Consider the following 21,515-nt stretch of genomic DNA (forward strand, 5'->3'; position numbering starts at 1 on the left):
CCGCTCGTCCCCGAAAGATCAGGAGATCGCTGTGACCACGACGGAAACCCTTTCGCCGCGGGCGGATGTGCCGCACCAGCGGCGGCGCTACGGGCTGTTCGCCGCCGCGGTCGGCAACGCCCTGGAGTACTTCGACTGGACGACGTACGCGGTCTTCGCGCTGGTGATCGCGCCGCTGTTCTTCCCCGACCGGGACCCGGCCGCGGCCGTCCTCGCGACACTGGCCATCTTCGCCGTGGGGTTCTTCCTGCGGCCGGTCGGCGGCCTGCTGCTCGGACGGTACGCCGACCGGCACGGGCGGGCACCCGCCCTGGCGCTATCGGTGCTGCTCATGTCCGGCGGGAGCCTGATCATCGGGCTCGCCCCCGACTACGGCCGCGTCCACCTGCTGGCTCCGGTGCTGCTGCTGGTCGCCCGTGCCATGCAGGGTCTGTCCGCGGGCGGTGAGGCCGCCGCGATGACGACGTACATCGTGGAGCGGGCACCGGCGGGGCGGCGGGGCGTGCACGCGAGCGTCATCTACGCCAGCACCACCCTCGGCGTGCTCGCCGCTACGCTGACCGCGCTCGTGCTGCGCCAGACGCTGTCGCCCGCAGACCTGGCGGCCTGGGGCTGGCGGGTGCCGTTCCTGCTCGGCGCGGTGGCCGGTGCGTTCGGCTTCGTCCTGCGCCGGCGCCTCGCGGAGACGCCGGTGTTTCAGGAACAGGCGGACCGGCCCGCGCCGTCGACAGCCGACGCCTGGCGCGGCACCGGCAAGGCCCTGGCGCAGGTCGTCGGTCTGAGCGCCGGCGCGACCGTCACGTTCTACACGTTCTCGGTGTACCTGCCGTCGTACGCCCAGCGGGTGCACCGGGTGCCCGCCGCCGAGGCGCTGTGGGCGTCCGTGGCCGCGCACCTGGTCTTCGTGGCGGCGCTGCCCCTGCTCGGTCTGCTGTCGCGCCGGTGGGGACGCCGGGCCCTGCTGATCACGTTCGGTGTCGGTGCGGCCGTCCTCACGCCGGTGCTGCTGCGCTGCCTGACCTCGTCGGCGTGGTCGCTGTTCCTCGTCATGGCGGTGGCGCTCGTCTTCTTCGGCTGCGGCGCGGTGACGATGCCCGTCGCCATCGTGGACATCCTCCCGGCGGCCGTGCGGTCCACCGCGATCGGGGTGGTGTACTCGCTGACCGTGGCGGTGGCGGGCGGCTCGGCCCCGTACCTGATCGAGTACCTGGCGGCGCACGGGCACGAGGCCTGGTTCGCCGGGTACGCGGCGCTGCTCTGCCTGCTCACCGCGGTGACCGCGGTGACGCTGCGGCGGCCCGCGGGCGGGCCGCCGCAGCACTGATCAGACGCGCAGCGCGGCGATCGACCGGCGCGCCGCCCCGATGGTTCCGGTGGGCCCGTGGCCGGGCAGCAACCGGGTGTCGTCCGGCAGCGGCCGGCAGATCGCGGCGGCCGAGGCCGCCAGGCGGTCGGGGTCACCGATCGGCGGCAGCGCCCGCCCGAGCGCGTCGGCCAGCAGCGTGTCGCCGGTCAGCAGCACCGGCGCGTGCTCGTGTTCGCCCGGATCGGCTGGTGCGGAGCCGACGGCGAACATCACCGAGCCGAACGTGTGGCCCTGCGCCTCGATGACGTCGATCTCCAGCCCGCCGAGGCCGAGGGTCTTGCCGGGGGCCAGTTCCTGCACGTCGGCTGGTTCGGCGCCCGGGTATCCGGCCAGCAGCTCGCGCGGGAAGTCGGCCGGCAGCCCCACCCACGGGTCGGTCAGCATCGGGCGGTCGCGTTCGTGCACGTACACCGGGATCCGGTACTCGGCGCAGACCGGCACCACGTCCCAGGTGTGGTCCATGTGCCCGTGGGTGACCAGGACGGCTACCGGCTCCAGCCGGTGCCGCCGGACCAGGTCGGCGACGCCCGGCGCTGCCTGCTGGCCGGGGTCGACGATCACGCACGGGCCGCCCGCCCCGGCGGCCAGCAGGTAGCAGTTCGTCTCGAACCCGCCCGCGGCGAATCCTTGGATCAGCATGTGTTCCCCCCAGTCGACTACGAGCGCCGATACGCTAGCGCGACCCGGTGTACCGGATGCCGACGCCTAGGACAAATGCGACGGCCGTCGCATCGAACCGGCCGGGTGTCACGCTGAGGGCGGGGCACTTTCTCGACCGGACCGCGCGGCGGGACCTACTCCTCGTCGTTCTTCGGTTTCCGGCTGAGCACGGTCACCGCCGTCCAGATCACGTCGACCACCAGGACGACGGTCCAGATCCTCCCGGCGTTGTAGAACATCTCCGCGCTTCCGGCCAGGGCCGTGTCACGCTCGCCCGACTGCAGGTCGACCGCACCGGTGGCGAGATCGACGAGCCATGACAGACCGAAGACGGCCAGAGCCACCTGCGCGACCAGGTAGAGGGCCGCGTGCTCACCCAGTTTCCCGAACCGCGACCGCGGGTTCCCGGCCTTCTTCATCTCGTCCGGCTTCATCTCGTCCGGCTCAGTCTCGTCCGGCGCAGGAGGATCCGCCTCGGACACCCCGCCCCGATCCGCGAGGGGGGCCTGCGCGGCGACCCTGCCGCTGCGCTCCGCCTCGAGGGCCTGAACCGGCAGGTCACTCGACGATGCCCCGGCCGGTTTGTCGGCGACGCCCAGGGCCCGCAGCGACCAGGGCACGATTGCGGCACCCGAGACGACGACCGCGGCCGCCGCCAGGCAGGCGATCGGCCACGGCGCCACCTCGTACAAGGCGCCGGCGGCGAGGGATCCGGCCATGGACCCGAGCAGGACCGCGGATTCGTACAGGCCCATGCCGCGACCGACCCGGTCACCGGAGGCCTCCGCGATGACGGCCTGCTGAATGGGGATCACGGCCGCCCAGGCGACCCCGCTGAGCACCCACAGCGCCGCGATGACCACCGGGTTCGGCGCCCACGCGAGCCCGGCCGCGAAGGTGGCGCTGGCCAGCGACGCCACCGCCAGGGCGCGGCCCCGGCCGACGCGCAGCACGAACCGGTGCAGGTGCACGGGGAGCACGGCCATCGCCACCGCCCCGGGCAGGAACACGTAGGCGATCTGGACGACCTCCAGGTCGAAGTCGCGTTGCAGGTGCATCAGCAGGAGCAGTCCGATGCCGGCTTCCGCCGCCATGGTCACCGCGACGCCCAGCAGCATGGGCCGCAACCGGCGGACGATGCTGCCCGGCACGGGTGGGGCCGGTGCGGCCACCCGGCGCGGAGCCCCCAGCAACGCGACCGCGGCCAGCAGGCATGCGCCGCCGCACGCCAGGAACACCGTGCGATACCCGGCCGCGCCGAGGAGGGCGAGGCCCGCGACGAAAGCGACCCACGCCCCGGTCTCCTCCGCGGCGGACAGCCGCGGGTACACGGCGGTGTCCTCGGCCAGCCGCTCGCCGATCATCGCGCGGACGGATACCCAGAGGAGGGCGCCGCCAACGCCGCCGAGCGCCGCGGCCACGTACGCGATCGGCAGGCTCGTGGCGACGGCGTACCCGCTGCACGCGAGCGCATACACCAGCGCGCCGGCCGCGGCGATGTAGCGGCGCTCGGCTCTGTCGGCCAGCACCCCCGCCAGCGGGCGGGCCACCACCGACACCGCCAGTTCGACCGCGACGAGCAACCCCACCTGGGCGGGGCTGGCGCCGAGCGCCGCGCCCGCCCACAGCGGCAGGAGGAAGTCGAGCAGTTCGACGGGCCCGTTGGCCAGGGATGCGGCCAGCAGGACGCTTTCTTCGCGGCGCTGTGCAGGGTTGGCGGTCTTCGGCGCCCCGGTCATGTCAGTGACCCATGCCCGTTCCGCCGTCCACGGGCAGGACGGCGCCGGTGACGTATCCGGCCTCGTCGCTGGCGACGAACCGGACGACACTCGCCACCTCGTGCGGCGCCGCCGGGCGCCCCAGCGGCACCATGGCCAGCAGCCGTTCGCGCTGGTTCGGCGCCAGCACCGCGGTCATGTCGGTCTCGACGAAGCCGGGCGACACCACGTTGGCGGTGATGCCGCGGGAGCCCAGCTCGCGGGCGAGTGACCGGCTCAGCCCGATCAGTCCGGCCTTGGCGGCGGCGTAGTTGGACTGGCCGATCGCGCCGCTCGTCGCCACCACCGACGAAATGAAGACGAGGCGGCCCCACCGGGCCCGCAACATTCCGCGGGCGGCACGTTTCGCCAATCGGTACGCACCCGTGAGGTTCGTGTCGACGACGTCGAGAAAGGCCTCCTCGGGCATCTGCAGAATTAGTGAGTCGGCGGCTATCCCGGCATTCGCGACGAGGATTTCCACGGCACCGTCGAATGATTCCTCGACCTGCGCGAAGCATTTCTCGACCGACTCCGCGTCGCGTACGTCGCAGGCCACGGCGAACAGGCCGTCCGGCGGGGGGCCGGTGCGGTACGTGACGGCGACCTGGTCACCCGCGTCCTGGAAAGCCCGGGCCACCGCCAATCCGATGCCACGGTTGCCGCCCGTGACCAGGACCCTGCGGTTCATGTCGCCGTTCCTTTCCCGACCGTCAGCGGTTCGCGGTGCCCGTGCCCCGGGCGGCGAGGAAGATCCCGTAGCCTACCTCGAGGGCACCGATCACCATGAGGACGACGCCCACCTTGGTCAGCGTGAAGACCGGGATCTCGATGTCACCGGCATACCGCCACAGCAGCAGGCCCACCACGAACGTCGCCGAACCAGTCGCCAGGTTCTTGCCCATTGCACTCATCGCTCCGCCTTTCGATCGGCTGGGTCCAGGTGCGCGATCGCGCCTGCATTCGAACCTATCGGGTTCACCGAACAAGCACCTCCGGCCGGGGTTGTACCGGTCGATACTCCGAATGGTGTAGCCCGCGGCCGGGTCTAAATGGCGAGCTGCGCGCGGAGCGCGGCATCGTCCACTTTGCCATTGTTGTTGACCGGGAATTGTGCCAGCACCCGCACCGCATTTGGGTGTTCGTACGCGGCCAGCACGGCGGTCAGCCGATCGCGCCAGTAGTGCGGGGTACGCCCTGCCGGGTCCGCGACGACGAATGTCAGGTTGGCGCCCCGCCTGCCGTTCTCGCTGGCCAGCACCTTGACCGGGGCTCCGCACGCCTCCGCCCTGCGTTCCAGCCCCTCCGGGTAGAGCGTGTATCCGTTGCGGTGCACGGCCTGGCGCCGGCCGTGGACGTGCAGGTTGCCCTCGGCGTCCAGCAGGCCGATGTCCTCGGTGCGGTACCACTCGCCCTCGGCGCTCGGGCGGAAACCGTCGGCGGTGAGGTATCCCGCCATCATCCCCGGGGACCGCACCAGCACCTCGCCGACTACGCCTGCGGGCACCGGCTGACCGTTCCCGTCGGCGATCCGCACCCGGACCCCGGGCAACGGGCGTCCGCAGCCGACCGGGTTGTCCACGGTGGCCAGCGCCACGTTGCCGAGTTCCGTGCTGCCGTAGCCGTCCAGCAGCGGCCGCCCGGTGGCTTCGCGCAAGGATGCGGCGAGCGGCGCGGGCAACGGCGCACCGCCCACACACCACATCCGTACGGATGTCAGCAGTTCGCGCAGCTGCGGGCGGCGCGCCAGCATGCCCGCGAGCAGGTGGTAGGTCGACGGGGTGGCGTCGAGCACCGTGGCGCCGTACCGCACCGCCGTGTCGACGGCGCTGTCGAGCCGCCGGTACGGGGCGACGACCAGGGTGCAGCCGCTGAACCACCAGAGCAGCAGCAGCGACAACCCGTACTGGTGGGAGAAGGACAGCCACGGCGCGAGCACATCGTCGGGGCGGTATCCCAGGGCGGCGCGGGTCCGGTCGGTGTTGTCGCGCAGCGCCGGGCCCGGTTTGACCACGCCCTTGGCCGGCCCCGTCGTCCCCGAGGACCAGAGGACGGCGGCGTCCGCGCGCTGCAGCCAGTCCGCGAAGTCCAGGCCGCCCGGCGGCCGGACGGTGCCGGCCGCCGCGACGATCTCGGCGATGTCCCACGTGGGCGGGATGGCGCCGGAATCCGGCGCGACCTCGTCGGTGAGGGCGACCACGGCGCCCGCGACGTGTGCCGCCGACGCGGTCTCCTCGAGCAGCTGCTGAGGGTCGACCACCACCAGGGAGGCGTCCGCGTGCATGAGGGCCAGCAGGCACACCACGAGCGACGCCGAGTTGTGCCCCTTGACCAGGACGCGGTCACCCGGGCGCAGGCCGCGCCGGCGCAGCTCCGCCGCCACGGCGAGAACCCGGCCGGTGATGTCCGGTCCGATCTGTGGCTCCTGGGGGTCGATCAGCGCGGGCGACGTCGCAGCGCTCACGGCATCTCCCGGGCGGTGGGGGCGAGCAGCGGCAGGAACGGGGTGCCGCCGCACACGCTGGAGACGGCCAGCAGCACGCCCGCCGTGCCGGTGGCCACGTCCATCGAGATCCGCGACAGGCCCTCGCCGGGGAACACCATGCCGCCCTGCCAGCCCAGCGCGTGCCGGTCCAGCAACCGCAGATGCCGCAGGGCATCGGCGGCCGGGTCGAGTCCGGCGCCCCGCAGCAGCTCGGCGGCCGGGCCGCGGCCCAGCTCCGCGAGCACCGCGAGCAGCCCGGCCCGGCCGTTGCCGAGGTGCGGCTCGATGACGAAGTCGGGGCGGCAGGCGCCGGCCAGGGCCGGCAGCGCCTCGGCGACGCGCCGGTCCGCGCCGTGCGGCAGGGCCGCGGCGGCGGCCAGGGCGATCCCCGCACTGCCGATCTCCAGGTACGGCAGGGTACGGAAGCCGCCGCCGACCTGTAGCGTGGCGTCGGCCGCGGGGACACAGAGGTCCAGGTCGCGGTGCAGCGCACGCAGCGCGGCGGTGCGGAACCGGTCGTCGGGCGTCCCGGCCGCGTCCAGCGTCTCGTGCAGACGCAGCAGGAACATCGCGACCCCGGACCAGCCCCGCAGCAGCCCGCCGTTGCTGCCGGCGTCGCTGTGCGCGGCGCCGCCGGGCAGGCGGCGTACGTCCACCCCGTGCGCCCCGTCGCTGTGCACGATCTCCACCAGCCGCTCGCCGATGGCCCGGCACCGCGGGAGATGCCCGCCGTCCGGCTCTCGCCGGGCGAAGTCCAGCAGGGTCAGGCCGAGCCCGGCGAGGCCGCTGAACAGGCTTACGTCGCGCAGGTCGGGCAGCTGCCGCACCGCCCGGTCGAGCACCGCCCGCGATGCGTCCTCGTGACCCAGTTCGGCCAGCACCCAGGCGATGCCGGCGGCCCCGTCGAAGAAGCCGGCGCGCAGGTGGGTCGCCCGCTGCACGCCCGAGAGCAGCCAGCGCTCGTGCTCGGGGCGCCGCCCGGCGCCGGTGACCGCGAGCGCCCAGAGCACCCCCGCGGCGCCGTACCCGAAGCCGAGGCCGTCGAGGACGAACTGCTGCGGATCGCCGGGGAACAGCCGGTCGTCGCGGTCCGCCGTGGCGCTGGCCAGGATGCCGTCGGCCAGGGCGCTACGGATCTGCGGCCAGTCGCGTGGCGCGTCGGCGAGGCGGACCGGCGGGTGCCCGGTCACGGCGGTACGCGTCGCCTTGCGGTCGCCGCCGAGCGCGGCCCGGATGCCGGCGGCGTACCCGGCCGGCAGGTCGAAGCGCTGCGTCACCTCGGCCAGCAGGGATTCCACCTTGTCGGGGGCGAGGCTCAGCAGCGTGGTCAGCGGCAGGAACAGCCACAACCGCAGGACGGCGAGCGCGTGCCGGTCGATCTCCAGACCGCGCTTGCCCCGGCCCACGAAGCCCGGGTACCCGATGACCGCGGTCCGGTTCTCCGCCGCGTCGAACGCGACCTCGAAGTCCACGAGGGACACCCGGTCGTCGTCGGTGACCAGGATGTTGGCCGGGTGCAGGTCCCCGAAGACCATCCCGCGGGCGTGCACCGCGTCGAGCACCTCGGCGACGCGGTCCGCGACGGCGAGCGCGCGGGCGGTGTACCGGTCCCACGCCGCCGGGTCCGGATCCTGCTGCGTGCCGGGATACTCGCGGGCCACCCAGCTCTGCAGGTTGACGCCCGGCATCTGTTCGACCGCGAGGAAGTGGTGCTCCCACAGGGGGAACGACTCGTAGAGTTCGGGTACGCCGGGCACACCGGCGAGCCGCCGCAGGGCACGGGCCTCGTCGTGCAGCCGGGCCACCGCATCGCGGCCGGTGCCGTCCAGACCCGCCAGCGGGCGCCCCTCCTTCAGCACCACCGGCCGCTGGTCGGCGAGGCGTCGGCCCAGGTAGACGCCGCCGCCGTTGGAGAAGTGCAGCGCCTTCTCCACGCGGTACGCCCAGTCCGGCGCGGCGTTGCGGGCGCGCAGGTGGGGTTCGAGGACGTCCGGCAGGCTCACCCAGTCCGGCACCTCGAAGGCCGGGCGGCGCCGGTCGGGCACCAGGGTGCCGTCGGGGCGTTCGATGGCGTACTGGACGATCCCGTCCTCGTCGGTGCAGAACCGGGAGACGAAACCGCCGTAGCGCACGAACAGCGGGCCGTCGCCGTAGCGCAGGTCGCTGAGGATGTACGGCCCGGTCTCCCCGGCGAGGATCCCGGACAGCTGCTCCAGCACCGTGGTCAGCACCGCCTCGTCGGCGGGGTAGATGGCGGCGAGCTTGCCGCTGGACGCGCGCGGCGCGTACTTGAAGCTGGTGGCGCGGTGGGCGTTGCGGGTGCCGAGGAACTTGAACGCCACCCCGGCCTGCACGCAGTAGTCGAACACCTTGTCCAGCACGCGGTCGGCGTTCGGCAGGCCGGCGGAGACGTGCACCTTCCAGCCCTGCGCGGGCAGCGGCCGGTCGGCGGGGCTCATCGAGACCCAGATGTCGCGTTCGGTGCGCCGCCATCCGGGCGGCGTTTCCCGCCGGGTGACCGCGAACTCGCCGTCGTCGGAGTACCACCGGCTCGGCGTGTCGAAGAAGATCGGATCGGCGAGGCCGTACGCCTCGAGTTCGTGTTTCACGATGCCACCGTGGTGCCGTCGGAGACGGGGAACCGGGCGAGGGAGGTGGGCCCGCCCTGGGCCAGGTACTCGGTGAGGGTGCGCCGTGCTTCGGCCTTGTCCGCCGCCGGTACGAGGTCGGGCGCGCCGAACTCGGGGTGGATCGCGGCGGCCCGCCGGACCTCGGCGTAGTACTCGTCGCGCAGCATCGACCAGATCGCCGCGTCGTGGTACTCGCCGTCGAGGAAGTAGTGGTCCCGGAGGATGCCCTCCAGGACGAACGCGGCCCGGGCCACCATGCGCATCGAGTGCTTGTTGAACAGGGCGGTGACGACCTGGATGCGGTGTGCGTTGCAGATGTGGAACAGGTAGTCGACGAGCAGGGCGCTGGCCTCCCCGCCGTACCCCTCGGCCCAGCGCTGCTGGTCGCCGACCGCGCTGCCGATGGAGTAGCCGCCGGGGGCGCCGTGGGGCCGCCAGCTCACCACCCCGATCGGGTCTCCGGAGTGCGTGACCACCATGAGGTGGCGCACCGTTCCGGTGCGGTTGATCTGCTGGATCTCCTCGGCGCTGAGCACCTCGTTGTCACCGGCGAGCACCGCGGCGGCCGACAGTGGCCGCACCCAGCTCGCGATCAGTGCGTAGTCGTCGGTGTCGGTTGGCGGGCGCAACTCGACGAACTTGCCTCGCATGCCGTTCCCCCTTGGTGGGTTGCTCAGTCCTGCCAGCGGCGCAGTACCAGGACCGCGTTGTGGCCGCCGAATCCGAACGAGTTGCTCAGGACGGTGTGCACCGTGCGGGCGCGGGCCGCTCCCGCGACGTAGTCCAGTTCCGGGTCCTCGGGATCGGTGCAGTTGATGGTGGGTGGCACCAGGCCGGTCTGCATCGACCGCACCGCGGCGACGGCCTGCATGGCTCCGGCGGCGCCGATGGTGTGCCCGGTCATCGACTTGATCGCGCTGATCGGGGTCCGCAGCGCGTGCGGGCCCAGGACGGCGCGCAGGGATGCGCTCTCCATGGTGTCGTTGAGCTTGGTGCCGGTGCCGTGCGCGTACACGTGGTCGATCTCTTCGGGTGCCGCGCCCGCGTCCGCCAGGGCGAGGTGCATGGCGCGGCGGGCGCCGAGCCCTTCCGGATGCGGGGCGGTGAGGTGGTGTACGTCCGTCGTCGCGCCGTATCCGGCGACCTCGGCCAGGATCGGGGCGCCGCGATCGCGGGCATGCTGCGCCGATTCCAGGACCACCACCGCGGCCCCGGCGCCCATGACGAAGCCGGTGCGCTGCCGGTCGAACGGCCGGCTGGCCTGCTCGGGCTCGTCACCGCCGAGGGCGAGCGCGCCCGCGCGGGCGGCCGCACCGATGTCGAGCACGTTGATGGGGTCGTCGGATCCACCGACGATCATGGCGTCGACGGCGCCGCTGCGGATCATGCCGGCGGCGTCGCCGATGGCGGAGGTGCCGGAGGCGCAGGCGGTGGAGACCGAGCCGGACGGGCCGCAGGCCTTCGCGCGCATGGCCACCTGGAAGGCGGCGTTGTCCGGCGAGGCCACCGCGGCGACGTACGGGCTGACCCGGTCGTAGCCCTGCTGCTCGATGATCCGCAGGGCGGACTGGAGTGTTCCGCCCGCACCGTAGCCGCTGCCGATCAGTACGCCGGTGCGCTCGGCGCGCGGGCCGTCGAGGTCGAGTTTCGCTTGCGCCACGGCTTCACCGGCGGCGACCATGGCGAACTGGGCGAAGCGGTCGAGCCGGCGGGCTTCGGCGCGCGACAGGTACGGCCCGGGACCGAAGTCGGCGACGTCGCCCGCGATCCGTACCGGCAGCCCGCCCGCGTCGAAGCGGGTGATCGGGCGGACGCCGCTGCGCCCGGCGAGCAGTGCCGCCCAGAAGCTGGCGGTGTCGTGTCCCACGGGCGAGACCACGCCGCAGCCGGTCACCACGACCCGCGTTCGCTGGGGACGCTGGTGCGTCGAGTTCATGCGCAGCTCCTCCATCGGCCGGACGGCCGGCTCGTCATTCGGGCGGTGGCCGGTCAGCCGCCGCGGGTGGTGGGGTCGGGCTCAAACGGCCGGTGCACGGGTGTCGTGGACACCCGTGCACCGGCTGGTTGCGTCGGCCCGTGGCCTCAGCAGCCGTTGCTGATCGTGCTGCCCGGAAGGGCGGCCTCGGCGGCCGGAACCTCGAGGGTCTGCAGGGCGAGAACCATGTGGATCACCTCCTTCCGTGGGGGCGGGTGTGCGGTGGTCGGCGCGGAGATCAGCAGTTGTTGCTGATCGTGCTGCCGGGGAACGCCGCCTCGGCGGCCGGAACCTCGAGGGTCTGCAGGGCGAGAACCATGTGGATCACCTCCTTCCGTGCTCGATATGAGCCTGTCACAAAGATTTACAACAGTCAACAGTGGAGTCAACTACTATGACTGAGCGGCGGTCATCTCTGTCATGACGCGTCGCGGGCTCAGCGTGACCGTCTCGAATCGGGCCTTCGTGACCCGGCCGAACATGGTGCGCGGTCCCACCACATAGACCCGTCGTGCCCCGCCCGCGGTCAGGCCGTCCGTGATGGTGCTCCACCGCGCCGGGGCCACCCAGCCGTCGAGCAGGTGCACCTTGACCGTCTCCCCGTCCCGCAGCAGCGACCCGTCGATGTCGGAGACCAGCGGGATGCGGCACTCGCGCCACGTGAACCGGTCGTACTCGGCCGACACCAGCTCGCGCAGCGGCGCGACGCTGGGACAGTGCTCCGCCCTGGTCAGGGTGTGGAAGGCGCGTCCGCCACGGTCGGCGACCCAGGTCTTGAGCAGGTCGATGGTCGGCATGGTCGCGGACACCGCCGAGATGCCGTTGTCGAACTCGACGGACAGTTCGACCAGCCGGCCGTCGTCCGCGAACTCGTCGATCATCGTGCTGACCTGGGCGCGGCTCAGGCCGCCGAAGAAGAAGCAGCCCACCGGTACGGGCAGCGACGCGAAGTACGCCACCTCGTGCCGGGTGCTGCGGTGGATCAGTGTGGTGCTGTCCGCGAGGCTGAGCGCACCGGCGTACACCGCGGCGACCAGGCCGCCGAAACTCTGTCCGGCGGTCAGCGCCGCCCGCAGGCCCGACCGCTGTTCGGCCAGGTCGGTCAGGGCCAGATACAGCGCCAGGAACGCCTGCTGGAACACCTCGGAGTCGTTGATGGAGGCGTCGCGGAACGCGGCCACGAGGTCGTACCCGAGGATCTCCCCGACCTCGGCGTAGCGGCGCCGGGCGTACGGCGAGTGCAGGATGAAGTCCGCCACCGAGCCGTAGTTGGCGGGGACCAGACCGGGAAAGAACACCGCGTCACTCATGGCGGGTCCCCAGATGCTCGGCGACCGCGGCCGAGATCAGGATGGGTGCTATCCGCAGCCGGCCCTGGTGCGCCGCGTAGTTGGCCATCGGCCCGAAGCCGCCGAACGGGGCGTTGCCGTCATCGATGCTGGTCAGCGGCGCGTTCACGGTCACGGTGTGGCGTCGGCGCAGACTCTGCGCCAGCTCCGGCGCGTCGCCGTAGACGCTGGCGCCCAGGGCGCGCTCGGCGAAGATGCCGGTGCTGAGGGTGCGCGCCAGCGCGTCGGGATCCGAGTACCGCAGCACCTCGAAGACGGGTGTGAAGAACTCCTCCGCGCCGGTGCGTCCGGTGAGGTCGCCGACCAGCACCGCCGGGTCCAGCCGCCGGCTGCGGAAGTCGACGTTGCCGCCGTGCACGATCCGCTCGCGGTTGCGCGACAGGTAGACCGCGGACGCCTCCAGCGCGTCGGCGTAGTGGATCGTGCCGTAGTCGGCGCCGGGATCGTCGTTCGCGCCGAAGCGCAGCTTGCTGACCTCGTTCACCAGCAGGTCGAGAAAGCGTTCCGCCACGGACCGGTGCACCAGGAACAGGTCCGGCGCCAGGCAGTCCTGCCCGGAGTTCAGCGTACGGATGGCGACCGCGTCCCGGGCCGCCTGCGCCAGGTCGGCCCCGGGCGCCACGATGAACGGGTTGACGCCCGCGCCGAGGAACAGGAAGAGCTGCTCGGCGGCGAGCTGGGGGCGGATGCGCTCGGCGTTCTGGTACGCGCCGGTGAACACCACCACATCGGCCGCGGCCACCGAGTCGTGCAGGTAGACCCGCTGGCTGACCGGCCGGGCCTCGATCGGCGCGCGGTGCAACGGCGCGAGGAGGCGGTGCAGGGCCAGGGTCTCCTCGCGGACGTCGCTGGCGGGACGGAAGTGCAGCTCCTCCGCGAACAGGCTGGGAACCAGCAGGTAGAGCACGTACGAGTAGAGGACCACGTTGGACGGCATGAACGCGGCCAGCCGCCGGACGGTCACCGGGCGGTGGCGCCGTACCTCGTCGAGCGCTCCGGCCAGCGTGCGCACCGCGGCGTCGAGTTCGTACTCCGCGGCGCGGCGCAGGGAGAACCGGCACAGCAACGACAGGACCTCGGCGGGACGCCGCGCGAGGTAGTCGTGGACGGCCCGGAGCCCGTGGAGGCGGTCGGCGAAGACATCGCCGTCGTGGTCGCCGAGGGGCGCGCCCGCAAGCGTGGTGGTCGCGGTCACGAGCTGCCACCCCGCAGGCTCGCGCGCCGGTCGGGCAGCACCGCGTTCGGCGCGTGCCAGGTTGTCTTGCCCATGGTGGACAGCTCCCTCCTGGCGGATCCGTGACTGCATCCAGGGGATCCGCGCTTGACATGACTGCATGTTAGAGGGCAGTCATATCATGTGACAAGCTTGACTGATTCGTGACTCCAGGCTGGACGGTGAAGCGCCGCAGCCCGGGATGCAGCAGTCCCCCGGCGACCAGCACCGCGTAGCAGACGGCCATCCCGACCAACGTGGCGTTCAGGCCCGCCCCCGCCACAGCCACCGACACGGCGCCGACCGCGGCGGGGGCCGCGACGGCGGTCAGCGCGGCACGGGCACCGGCCACCCGGCCGAACGCCGCGGGCGGCACCCGCTCCTGCAGCACCGCCACGCTGACCGCCTCGATCGGGGCGCCCAGGACTCCCGCGACCACGATCGCGCCGAGCAGCACCCCGACCGGCGGTCCCGACGCGAGCAGGGCCAGCAGCGCGATCACCACCAGGTGCCCGGCGAAGAACGCGGCCCGGCGCGGAACGCGGGTGGCGAGCATCCCGTACCCGACCGCCCCCAACAGCGCACCGATGCTGAACGCGCTCACCATCGCCCCGAGGCCGGCCGCCGTGCCGAGCACCTGGTGGCTGTACGCGACCAGCACGATGGTGACCAGGGCGGTGCCGAGGGCGTCGAGCACCGTGCCGTAGGGCACCAGAGCCCGGATCAGCGGATCACCACGGAGCACCGCGATGCCCTCGCGGAGCTGGTTCAGGTAGACGCCCGGGGGCCCGGGCCGGGCCGGGCCGCGCCGGCGCACCCCGGCGAGCAGCACCACCGCCGCCAGCAGGCAGGCGGCCGCGTCCACCAGCAGCAGGGTGTCCGATCCGGATGTGGCCGCGACCAGTCCGCCGAGCGCCGGGCTCACCAGGAAGATCAGGTGCCCGATGCCCTGGAAGGCGGAGTTCGCCGACTCCAGCGGCGTGCCCCGGGCGCGGGCGAGGTCGCCGATCAGTCCGGTGAGGGCGGTGGTGCCCGGCCCGTCGAGCGCGGTGGCCGCCAGCGTCAGGCCCACCAGCAGCGGAAAGCTGAGCGCCGCGCTCGCGTGCAGCACGACGATCGCGCCCATCGCCGTGCCACCCACGACCAGCGAGAGCATGGCGGTGCGCCGCAGGCCGATGCGGTCGACGAGCGGGCCGCCCAGCATCCCGCACACCGCGGAACCGGCGGTGCCCACCGCCGTCACCACGCCGACCTCGACCAGTTCGCCGCCGGTCTGCAGCACGAACCAGGGCAGGCCGATCAGCGTCATGGCCTCGCCGAGCTGACTGATGCCGTAGGCCAGCAGCAGGGCCGGGAATCCGGAGTGCGGCGCGGCGGCACGGTGGCGCCCGCGCGATCGCGCGGGCCGTGCATGCCGGAATCGGGGGCGGGCATCGGCGGCGCCCGCCCTGGGGGACCGTCCGCCGATGGCTCCTCCCGCCGTCAGTGTTCACGCAGTCAGGTATTGCAACTGAGCATGACACATAATTACGATCGGAGTCACAACCATGATCCAGAGGAGTCAACATGTCTGACACCGACGTTCGGACGACGTTCGCCCAGATCCTGGCGGACGTGGTGGAGGTGCCCGCGGAGAGCATCACCGACGACCAGCTGCTCATCGACGATCTCGACGTCGACTCGCTGTCGCTTGTGGAGATCATGATGCTGGTCGAGGAGCAGCTGGGTGTGAAGCTCGACGACGAGAGCGTCGCCGAACTCCGTACGGTCGGCGACGTCGTCGCGCGGGTCGAGTCGTCCCTGGTCCGGGCGTAGCCGGCCCGGCATCGTCATGACCGAGGCGACCGTTGCACCGCTCACCGAATTCATCACCCCGAACGAGCGCATGGCGCGCGTCGACATCCGGGTGATGGCCCACCGGTGCGCCCACGCCCTGCGGACCGCGGTCCGCCGGCCGGACGACCCGCTGACCGAGATCACCGGTGCCTTCAACAAGGGCGCGCTGATGTTCGCGCTGGCCGGAGACGCGGCGGAAGCGGAACACTCGTGCCGACGGCAGATCGCGGTCCTCGGACACGCTCTGACGGACCCCAGGTCGCGGGCGGTCGCGGCGGCCAACATCCTGCGCCCGTGGGTCAACATCGGGCGCCTGCGGGTACGGCAGGGCCGGTGGCGCGAGGCCCTGCCGTACTTCGCCGATGTACGGGCGTTGCTCGACCTCGAGGCCGTCGACGTGGGCGGCGTCAAGGTGTCCCGGCGGCACCTCGCCGAGCTGGCCGACCAGCCGTGGTACGCCGACCTGCGGTACTGGGCCCGCTACGTGCTCGTCCGCGACATCACCGAGGCGCACCTGCGCGGCCACGCATATGCCGAACTCGCCGACATCGTCGCCGGCTGGCGGCACGATCCCGAGCTCGCCGCGATGGCCCTGGCAACCGAGGCGCGCGCCATGGCGGACGCCGCCGGGCACGGCCCGCGGTCCTGGTCGCTGGCCGGGCACGTAGGCGCCCTGCGGCGCGCCGGGGTGCGCTCCGGCGCGGAGCTGGCCCTGGTCGTGCACGACGGTTTCCGCATGCCGTCCGGGCCCTGGGCGAACGGCGACGGCTACGCGGACGCCGACCGGACACTGGCCGAGCGCCTGCCCGCCGACCTCGAGCACGCCGGACTGCTGCTGCGTCTCGGGCAGCTGCTGCACCGCCGCAACCGCCCGGACCTGGCAGCCTGGTACCTGCGGCGGGTGCTGGACATCGCCCGGGCCGCGGGCGACGAGCCGCTGGAGGTCGACGCGGCCACCGCGCTGCTGGCGGGTGATCCGGCGGACCGGGAGGCCCTGCAGGCCAGGATCACCGCGCTTGCGGAGAGCACGCTCTACTTCCCGGTCCGCCGCCGGGCCGGGTCCGCGCCGCTGCGGGCCGCGGACGTGGCGGAGCTGCGTACCCTGCGTGACGCGGAGCTGACCCTGGTCGAGACGTTCGCGGCCCGCACCCGACCCCTGCCGGTGCACTGACCAGGCCGGACTCCCGTACCGGCGACGGCGGGGGAGTCCGGCCGGTCCGTCAGTTGCGGGCCCACGGTTCCGGTTGATCGGTGTGCAGGCGCAGCTCACGGGCCAGCACCGCGGCCTGTACGCGGCTGCGCAGATTCAGCTTGGTGAGGATCCGGCTGACGTGCGTCTTCGTCGTCGTGCTCGCCATGCCGAGCGCCTCGGCGATCTCCCGGTTGGACAGCCCCGCCCCGATGTGCGCCAGCACCTCCCGTTCCCGGGTGGTGAGTTCGTCCAGCCCGTCCGGCGACTCGGTGGTCGGCGGGGCGTACTGGTGGGCGAACGCGTTGATCACGCGACGGGTGACCTCCGGGGCGATCATCCCCTCCCCGCGCGCGATCAGGCGGATCGCCTCGATCAGTGCGTCGGCGTCGGTGTCCTTGAGCAGGAACCCGGCGGCGCCCGCCCGCAGCGCGCCGTAGACGTACTCATCGAGGTCGAAGGTGGTCAGGATGAGCACGTCGGTGAACTCCACCAACTGGCGGGTCGCCGTGATGCCGTCCATCCGCGGCATCCGGATGTCCATCAGCACCACGTCCGGCTGCAGGTGGCGGGCGAGCGTGATGGCCTCCTCGCCGTTGGACGCCTCGCCGACCACCTCGATGTCGGGGGCTGCGCTCAGCACCAGGACCAGGCCGGCGCGGACCGCGCCGTGGTCATCGGCGACCAGCACCTTCGTCGTCACTGACTCTCCTCTCTACGGGCAGGCTGACCCGGACCTGGAACGCGTGCTCGGCCGCCCCGGCGGTGAAGGACCCGCCGAGCAGCGAGGCGCGCTCGCGCATCCCGATCAGTCCCGCTTTCGCGCCCGCCGCCTCGGCCGGGATGCCGGAGGTGGTGCCGATCGGGTTGACGACCGTGAGCACCACCTGATCGGGCTGGTAGTCGACGGTCATGTCGGCCTCGCCGCGACCGTGCTTCACCGCGTTCGTCAGGCTCTCCTGGGCGATCCGGTAGGCGGCCATGTCGACCGCCACCGGCAGCGGACGGGGGGTGCCCACGGTGTGCATCCGAACGGCGAGACCGGCCTGTTCCACCTGCCGCACCAGGCCGGGGACGTCGTCGAGTCCCAACGCGCCCATCGGCGCGCTCGTGTCGTTCATCCGCAGCAGGTGGATCGACTCGCGCAGCTCGGCCAGCCCGCGTACGGCGCTCTCCCGGATCACCGACAGGGCCTGCAGCATCTGCACCGGCCGGTCCTCGCCCAGGGAGAGCGCGCCGGTGGAGTGGATCGCGATGATGCCGAGGTGGTTCGCCACCACGTCGTGCAGTTCCCGTGCCATCCGGGTCCGTTCGGCGGCCACCGCCTGCCGGTTGTCCAACTCGGCGAGGCGGGCCACCTGCTCCGCGTTGCGCCGTTCGGCCTCCGACTGGTCGCGGTGTTCCCGCAGGGTGAGCCCGCTCCACACCGGCAGGACCAGCACGATGGCCAGCAGGACGCCGGTCACCGCGGCGCCCGCCTTCTGGTAGGTCAGCATGGAGCCGATCATCACGCCGACGGTGAGCAGCCCACCGATCCACAACAGCACCCGGGACAGCCGCCGGGGACCGTGCACCGCGGCGTCGTGCAGGATCTGGCTGAAGATCACCACGGTGGCCAGCGACGGACCGATCGCCACGTCGACCGCCGTTGCGGCGGCGCCCAGCGACAGGCCGACGATCGGCATGGTCCGGGTCAGCCCGGCGGCGATACCCGCGATGGTGGCGGTGACGAGCAGCCACCCGGAATGCGGCTCCTTCTCGTTCGCGCCGAGGACCGTGAGTAACGCCGCGCCGCCGATGCAGGCCGCGGCGACCAGGACGTCGCGCCGGCTCAGCCGCATGGGGGTCATCGCATCATCCTGCTCCACGGCCGGACGGTCGGCTGCGATCGTGGCCGGGCCCTGCGCTTCGACCGGGGCCACCACCATACTCAGGCGATCGTGATCGGCAGCTCGGAGAGCCCGCGCAGGGTGAGACGGTCGCGCCGCACGGCGGGACCCGCCTGAGCGATCCGCGGGAAGCGCCGCGCCAGGTCGGCGAAGGCGATTCGGGCCTCCAGCCGGGCCAGGGCGGCGCCGAAACAGAAGTGTGGGCCGGCGCCGAAGCTCAGCGGCTGGTTGTTCGCGCGGGCCGGATCGAAGACCTCCGGCCGGTCGAAGCGGCGCTCGTCCCGGTTGGCGGCGCCCAGCAGGGCGACCACGAGATGGCCGGGAGCCAGCGACACTCCACCCAGCTCGGTCGGTGCGCCCACCACCCGCATGACGAGCTGGACCGGGGATTCAAACCGGAGGACCTCTTCGACGTACGCGGGGCTCAGCCCTGGATCGGCCCGCAGCCGATCCAGCAGCTGCGGCTGTTCCAGCAGCAGAGCCAGCCCGTTGGAGGCCAGGTCGTTGGTGGTGGCGAACCCGTTGACCAGCACCAGCGCGATGTTGGACAGCAGTTCCTCCGGGCTGAGCCGGTCATCGCCGGTGTCGGCGTTGCTGACCTCGATCAGGCCACTGATCAGGTCGTCGGCGGGGGCACGCCGGCGGTGGGCGATGAGCTCGGTGAAGTAGTCCATCATGGCCGCCGCGGCCGTGTCGGCGCGGTCGAGGTCCTGGCGGGTCTGCGTCAGTTCGAGCGTGGCATCCAGGTCGAAGGCCCACGGCCCGAACTGCGCCCGGTCCTGCTCCGGGACGCCGAACATGTCGCCGATGACACTCATCGGCAGCCGGTAGGCGAACGCGGTGTTGAAGTCGACCGTGCTGCCGTCGGCTCCGGCGTCCGCCAGCTCGTCGAGCAACTGGGTCACCCGTGCCTGCACCGAGGCGTGCATCGCGGCCACCCGCCGTGGCGTGAACGCCCAGCTGACGAGCTTGCGCATCCGTTCATGCCGGGGCGGGTTGGTGAACAGCATCGAGTCCTGGGTGAGCCGGGACGAATCCCGCAGGGCCTCGTCCCCGAACGTCGCCGCGTACCACTCCCGGTCGCCCACCCGGAAGTCGGCATCGCGCACCACCCGGTCGCAGTCCGCATACCTGCTGACCATCACCCAGCCGGTGTCGGTGTCGAGCGCGGGCTCGTGGTCGCGCAGCACCGCGTAGTGCGGATACGGGTCCAGCCGCCCCGGCGTCGTCAGCAGCGCCCGGGAGGCCCGCTTCGCGGCATACGTCAGCACCATCTCGTCGACCTCGCTCATCCCTGTACCGCCGGAAAGTCGCCGGCGAGTTCGTCCAGTCCCGGGGCCACGTCGTCGAGCCGGACGTCGACCACCACCACCGCGGGCCGTCCCCGGCGGCACCACCGCAGGCCCTGCCGCAGCGCCGGCCGCAGCGCGTCGCGGTCGGCGACCCGTACGGTCCACTCGCCCGCGGGCCCGTCCGCTCCGGCGGTGGATCCGGCGACCGGCCGGGGGCGGGTGAAACGGAACCGGCTCCGCCCTCCGCTGTGCTGAGTGAGCTGTTGTTGCAGCCACCCGTAGCCGCCGTTGTCGAGCACCACGTAGAGCACACCGGCGCCCGCTTCGACGGCGGTGGCGAGGTCGCTGCGGAACAGATTGAAGGCGCCGTCGCCGACCAGGGCCACCGTGGTGCGCGCGGGAACGGCCAGCGAGACCCCGACCGCCGCCGCGGCGCCGAAGCCGAGGCTGGTCTGTTCGCTGGGTGCCACGAACGTGCCGCCGGTGTATGCCGGCCAGAAGTACGACCACATGTCCTGCAGGCCGTTCTCCTGCACGAGAATCCGGTCCGGCGCGAGGTCCTGCACGGCGGCCAGGATCTCGACGATGCGCAGGTGCGGACCGGCGGCAGCCTCCGTCAGTCGGTCGGTGTGCTGGGCCAGCGCGGCGCCGCGTACGGATGCCGGACCGGCCACGTGGGGGGTGCCGGGGCCGGCGGGTCCCAGGCCCTCGAGCAGGGCGCTCACCGTACGCCGGACGTCGGCCAGCACGATCGGGCCGGGCCGGTCGTGGACGACGTCGGCCTCGGCCACGTTGATCTGCACCACGGGCGGTGCGGGGCAACGGTGCTCCCAGCCGAACGTGGCGGTCTCCTCCAGGCGGCTGCCGAGGGCCACGACCAGATCGGTCCGCGCCCAGAGGTCGGTCGTGGCGGGGTGCGCGTAGAGACCGGCGAGGCCGCAGAAGTGCGGGTGGTCCTCGTCGACCACCCCGCGCCCGGAGGCGGTGGTGATCATCGGCGCGCCGAGCCGTTCGGCCAGCCGCTCAATGATCCGGTCGGTGTTGCGGTGCCGGGCTCCGCCGCCGATGAGCAGCATTGGACGGTCGGCGCGGCGCACCGCGGCGAGCGCCGCCGCGTACGCGTCCGGGTCCGGGGCCGGACGGTGCGCCGGTGCCCGGCGCCACTCGCGCTCGGGCACCGGGCCGCCTCCGATCTCCTCGGGCAGTTCGAGATAGACCGGGCCGGGGGCGCCGTTGGCGGCGACGAAGAACGCGCGTTCGAGCGCGGCGCCGAGCCGTTGCGGGGTATCCACGCGGTGACACCACTTGACGAGCGGGCGGACGATGCTGAGCTGGTCCAGCTCCTGGAAGGCGCCGGTGCCGCGCCGCTCGGCCGCGGTGCCGGTCGCGAGCAGGACGACCGGGACGCGTGCGGCGTTGGCTTCGAGGAGGCCGGTCACCGTGTTGGTCACCGCGGGTCCCTTGCCCACCACACACACCGCCGTGGTGCCGCCGGCGAGCGCATGGCCGATCGCCATGAACATGGCGTTGCGCTGGTCACGGCTGAGCACCATCCGCATGTCCCGCTCCTCGAGGGCGGCGAGCAGATGGAGATCGTCGGAGGGAAGCCCGAAGAGGGTTTGTACGCCCAGCTGGTGCAGGCCCTCGACCACGGCCTGCCAGCCGGAGCGGTACGACCGGTTCGCATTCACGGGGTGTCCTCGATCTGTCATGCCCGACGTCAATTCGTCGGGGGCCGGGCACGGGTGAGACTTCGGGGGTGCGTGCCAACCTTGACTCACTTTACAAGAGCCTGTCAATATTTGACAGCCGGGTCCCGAGCCCGGTGACCGGTAATGCGAAGTGGGTACTCCGTTTGGGGCTCGACACATCAC

General features: G+C 72.6%; 20 protein-coding genes. 3 read left to right on the plus strand and 17 right to left on the minus strand.

Annotation, left to right across the window (positions count from 1 at the left end):
• Window positions 1-31: 31 nt before the first annotated feature.
• Entirely contained in the window at window positions 32-1,324 is a 1,293-nt protein-coding gene (locus ACMCNO_RS04045) for an MFS transporter (RefSeq protein ID WP_412748068.1), read from the plus strand.
• On the opposite strand, the gene ACMCNO_RS04050 is transcribed toward ACMCNO_RS04045, so the two are convergent.
• The 13 genes from ACMCNO_RS04050 to ACMCNO_RS04110 form a co-directional block, all read right to left on the minus strand.
• Window positions 1,325-2,005 carry an MBL fold metallo-hydrolase gene (locus tag ACMCNO_RS04050; protein WP_412748069.1) on the minus strand — a complete coding sequence of 227 codons (681 nt, stop codon included), beginning with the start codon at window positions 2,003-2,005 and terminating at the stop codon, window positions 1,325-1,327.
• 155 nt (window positions 2,006-2,160) lie between these two features.
• A complete protein-coding gene (locus ACMCNO_RS04055; protein WP_412748070.1) occupies window positions 2,161-3,765 on the minus strand; it encodes an MFS transporter in 1,605 nt (534 codons plus the stop codon).
• 1 nt (window position 3,766) lies between these two features.
• Window positions 3,767-4,474, minus strand: coding sequence for a 3-oxoacyl-ACP reductase FabG (gene fabG, locus ACMCNO_RS04060; RefSeq protein WP_412748071.1), 708 nt, complete (start codon window positions 4,472-4,474; stop codon window positions 3,767-3,769).
• A 22-nt stretch (window positions 4,475-4,496) separates the two neighbouring features.
• Window positions 4,497-4,697 carry a DUF5708 family protein gene (locus tag ACMCNO_RS04065; RefSeq protein WP_412748072.1) on the minus strand — a complete coding sequence of 67 codons (201 nt, stop codon included), beginning with the start codon at window positions 4,695-4,697 and terminating at the stop codon, window positions 4,497-4,499.
• A gap of 134 nt (window positions 4,698-4,831) precedes the next feature.
• Complete coding sequence (locus ACMCNO_RS04070) at window positions 4,832-6,247, minus strand: class I adenylate-forming enzyme family protein (RefSeq protein WP_412748073.1); 1,416 nt, start codon at window positions 6,245-6,247, stop codon at window positions 4,832-4,834.
• Entirely contained in the window at window positions 6,244-8,877 is a 2,634-nt protein-coding gene (gene lanKC / locus ACMCNO_RS04075; protein WP_412748074.1) for a class III lanthionine synthetase LanKC, read from the minus strand. The genes ACMCNO_RS04070 and lanKC overlap by 4 nt, the downstream gene beginning before the upstream one ends.
• Entirely contained in the window at window positions 8,874-9,548 is a 675-nt protein-coding gene (locus ACMCNO_RS04080; RefSeq protein WP_412748075.1) for a GNAT family N-acetyltransferase, read from the minus strand. The genes lanKC and ACMCNO_RS04080 overlap by 4 nt, the downstream gene beginning before the upstream one ends.
• Before the next feature lie 23 nt (window positions 9,549-9,571).
• The gene (locus tag ACMCNO_RS04085; RefSeq protein WP_412748076.1) at window positions 9,572-10,834 is read right to left on the minus strand and encodes a beta-ketoacyl-[acyl-carrier-protein] synthase family protein; all 1,263 of its coding nucleotides are present in this window, start codon (window positions 10,832-10,834) and stop codon (window positions 9,572-9,574) included.
• A gap of 146 nt (window positions 10,835-10,980) precedes the next feature.
• Window positions 10,981-11,070, minus strand: a complete 90-nt coding sequence (locus ACMCNO_RS04090; RefSeq protein ID WP_412748077.1) for a class III lanthipeptide — start codon at window positions 11,068-11,070, stop codon at window positions 10,981-10,983.
• 41 nt (window positions 11,071-11,111) lie between these two features.
• Window positions 11,112-11,192 carry a class III lanthipeptide gene (locus ACMCNO_RS04095; RefSeq protein ID WP_412753608.1) on the minus strand — a complete coding sequence of 27 codons (81 nt, stop codon included), beginning with the start codon at window positions 11,190-11,192 and terminating at the stop codon, window positions 11,112-11,114.
• 73 nt (window positions 11,193-11,265) lie between these two features.
• The gene (locus ACMCNO_RS04100) at window positions 11,266-12,183 is read right to left on the minus strand and encodes an ACP S-malonyltransferase (protein WP_412748078.1); all 918 of its coding nucleotides are present in this window, start codon (window positions 12,181-12,183) and stop codon (window positions 11,266-11,268) included.
• Window positions 12,176-13,417 (minus strand): aldehyde dehydrogenase family protein, encoded by a 1,242-nt coding sequence (locus ACMCNO_RS04105; protein WP_412748079.1) that lies wholly within the window; start codon window positions 13,415-13,417, stop codon window positions 12,176-12,178. Before ACMCNO_RS04105 ends, ACMCNO_RS04100 begins: the two co-directional genes overlap by 8 nt.
• A gap of 142 nt (window positions 13,418-13,559) precedes the next feature.
• Window positions 13,560-14,921: an MFS transporter gene (locus ACMCNO_RS04110; RefSeq protein WP_412753609.1), complete on the minus strand. Its 1,362-nt coding sequence runs from the start codon at window positions 14,919-14,921 to the stop codon at window positions 13,560-13,562.
• Between the two features lie 80 nt (window positions 14,922-15,001).
• On the opposite strand from ACMCNO_RS04110, the gene ACMCNO_RS04115 reads away from it, so the two are divergent.
• Both ACMCNO_RS04115 and ACMCNO_RS04120 read left to right on the plus strand, forming a co-directional pair.
• The gene (locus ACMCNO_RS04115) at window positions 15,002-15,250 is read left to right on the plus strand and encodes an acyl carrier protein (protein ID WP_412748080.1); all 249 of its coding nucleotides are present in this window, start codon (window positions 15,002-15,004) and stop codon (window positions 15,248-15,250) included.
• A gap of 16 nt (window positions 15,251-15,266) precedes the next feature.
• Entirely contained in the window at window positions 15,267-16,442 is a 1,176-nt protein-coding gene (locus ACMCNO_RS04120; protein WP_412748081.1) for a hypothetical protein, read from the plus strand.
• A gap of 49 nt (window positions 16,443-16,491) precedes the next feature.
• Here the strand turns inward: ACMCNO_RS04120 and ACMCNO_RS04125 are convergent, their stop codons facing one another.
• The 4 genes from ACMCNO_RS04125 to ACMCNO_RS04140 form a co-directional block, all read right to left on the minus strand.
• Window positions 16,492-17,163, minus strand: a complete 672-nt coding sequence (locus ACMCNO_RS04125) for a response regulator (RefSeq protein ID WP_412748082.1) — start codon at window positions 17,161-17,163, stop codon at window positions 16,492-16,494.
• Window positions 17,135-18,328 carry a sensor histidine kinase gene (locus ACMCNO_RS04130; protein ID WP_412748083.1) on the minus strand — a complete coding sequence of 398 codons (1,194 nt, stop codon included), beginning with the start codon at window positions 18,326-18,328 and terminating at the stop codon, window positions 17,135-17,137. The genes ACMCNO_RS04125 and ACMCNO_RS04130 overlap by 29 nt, the downstream gene beginning before the upstream one ends.
• Window positions 18,329-18,390: 62 nt before the next feature.
• Window positions 18,391-19,641 (minus strand): cytochrome P450, encoded by a 1,251-nt coding sequence (locus ACMCNO_RS04135; protein WP_412748084.1) that lies wholly within the window; start codon window positions 19,639-19,641, stop codon window positions 18,391-18,393.
• The gene (locus ACMCNO_RS04140; RefSeq protein WP_412748085.1) at window positions 19,638-21,332 is read right to left on the minus strand and encodes a thiamine pyrophosphate-binding protein; all 1,695 of its coding nucleotides are present in this window, start codon (window positions 21,330-21,332) and stop codon (window positions 19,638-19,640) included. The genes ACMCNO_RS04135 and ACMCNO_RS04140 overlap by 4 nt, the downstream gene beginning before the upstream one ends.
• Window positions 21,333-21,515: the final 183 nt, after the last annotated feature.

Origin of the sequence: Krasilnikovia sp. M28-CT-15 (genome assembly GCF_047159595.1) — a bacterium.
Classification (GTDB): Bacteria; Actinomycetota; Actinomycetes; order Mycobacteriales; family Micromonosporaceae; genus Actinoplanes.

What these genes read in the sequence shown, in the direction of transcription:
- ACMCNO_RS04050 (WP_412748069.1), bottom strand. Translation starts at nt 2,005, where the DNA reads ATGCTGATCCAAGGATTCGCCGCGGGCGGGTTCGAGACGAACTGCTAC.
- ACMCNO_RS04055 (WP_412748070.1), bottom strand. Translation starts at nt 3,765, where the DNA reads ATGACCGGGGCGCCGAAGACCGCCAACCCTGCACAGCGCCGCGAAGAA.
- fabG (WP_412748071.1), bottom strand. Translation starts at nt 4,474, where the DNA reads ATGAACCGCAGGGTCCTGGTCACGGGCGGCAACCGTGGCATCGGATTG.
- ACMCNO_RS04065 (WP_412748072.1), bottom strand. Translation starts at nt 4,697, where the DNA reads ATGAGTGCAATGGGCAAGAACCTGGCGACTGGTTCGGCGACGTTCGTG.
- ACMCNO_RS04080 (WP_412748075.1), bottom strand. Translation starts at nt 9,548, where the DNA reads ATGCGAGGCAAGTTCGTCGAGTTGCGCCCGCCAACCGACACCGACGAC.
- ACMCNO_RS04085 (WP_412748076.1), bottom strand. Translation starts at nt 10,834, where the DNA reads ATGAACTCGACGCACCAGCGTCCCCAGCGAACGCGGGTCGTGGTGACC.
- ACMCNO_RS04095 (WP_412753608.1), bottom strand. Translation starts at nt 11,192, where the DNA reads ATGGTTCTCGCCCTGCAGACCCTCGAGGTTCCGGCCGCCGAGGCGGCG.
- ACMCNO_RS04100 (WP_412748078.1), bottom strand. Translation starts at nt 12,183, where the DNA reads ATGAGTGACGCGGTGTTCTTTCCCGGTCTGGTCCCCGCCAACTACGGC.
- ACMCNO_RS04115 (WP_412748080.1), top strand. Translation starts at nt 15,002, where the DNA reads ATGTCTGACACCGACGTTCGGACGACGTTCGCCCAGATCCTGGCGGAC.
- ACMCNO_RS04120 (WP_412748081.1), top strand. Translation starts at nt 15,267, where the DNA reads ATGACCGAGGCGACCGTTGCACCGCTCACCGAATTCATCACCCCGAAC.
- ACMCNO_RS04135 (WP_412748084.1), bottom strand. Translation starts at nt 19,641, where the DNA reads ATGAGCGAGGTCGACGAGATGGTGCTGACGTATGCCGCGAAGCGGGCC.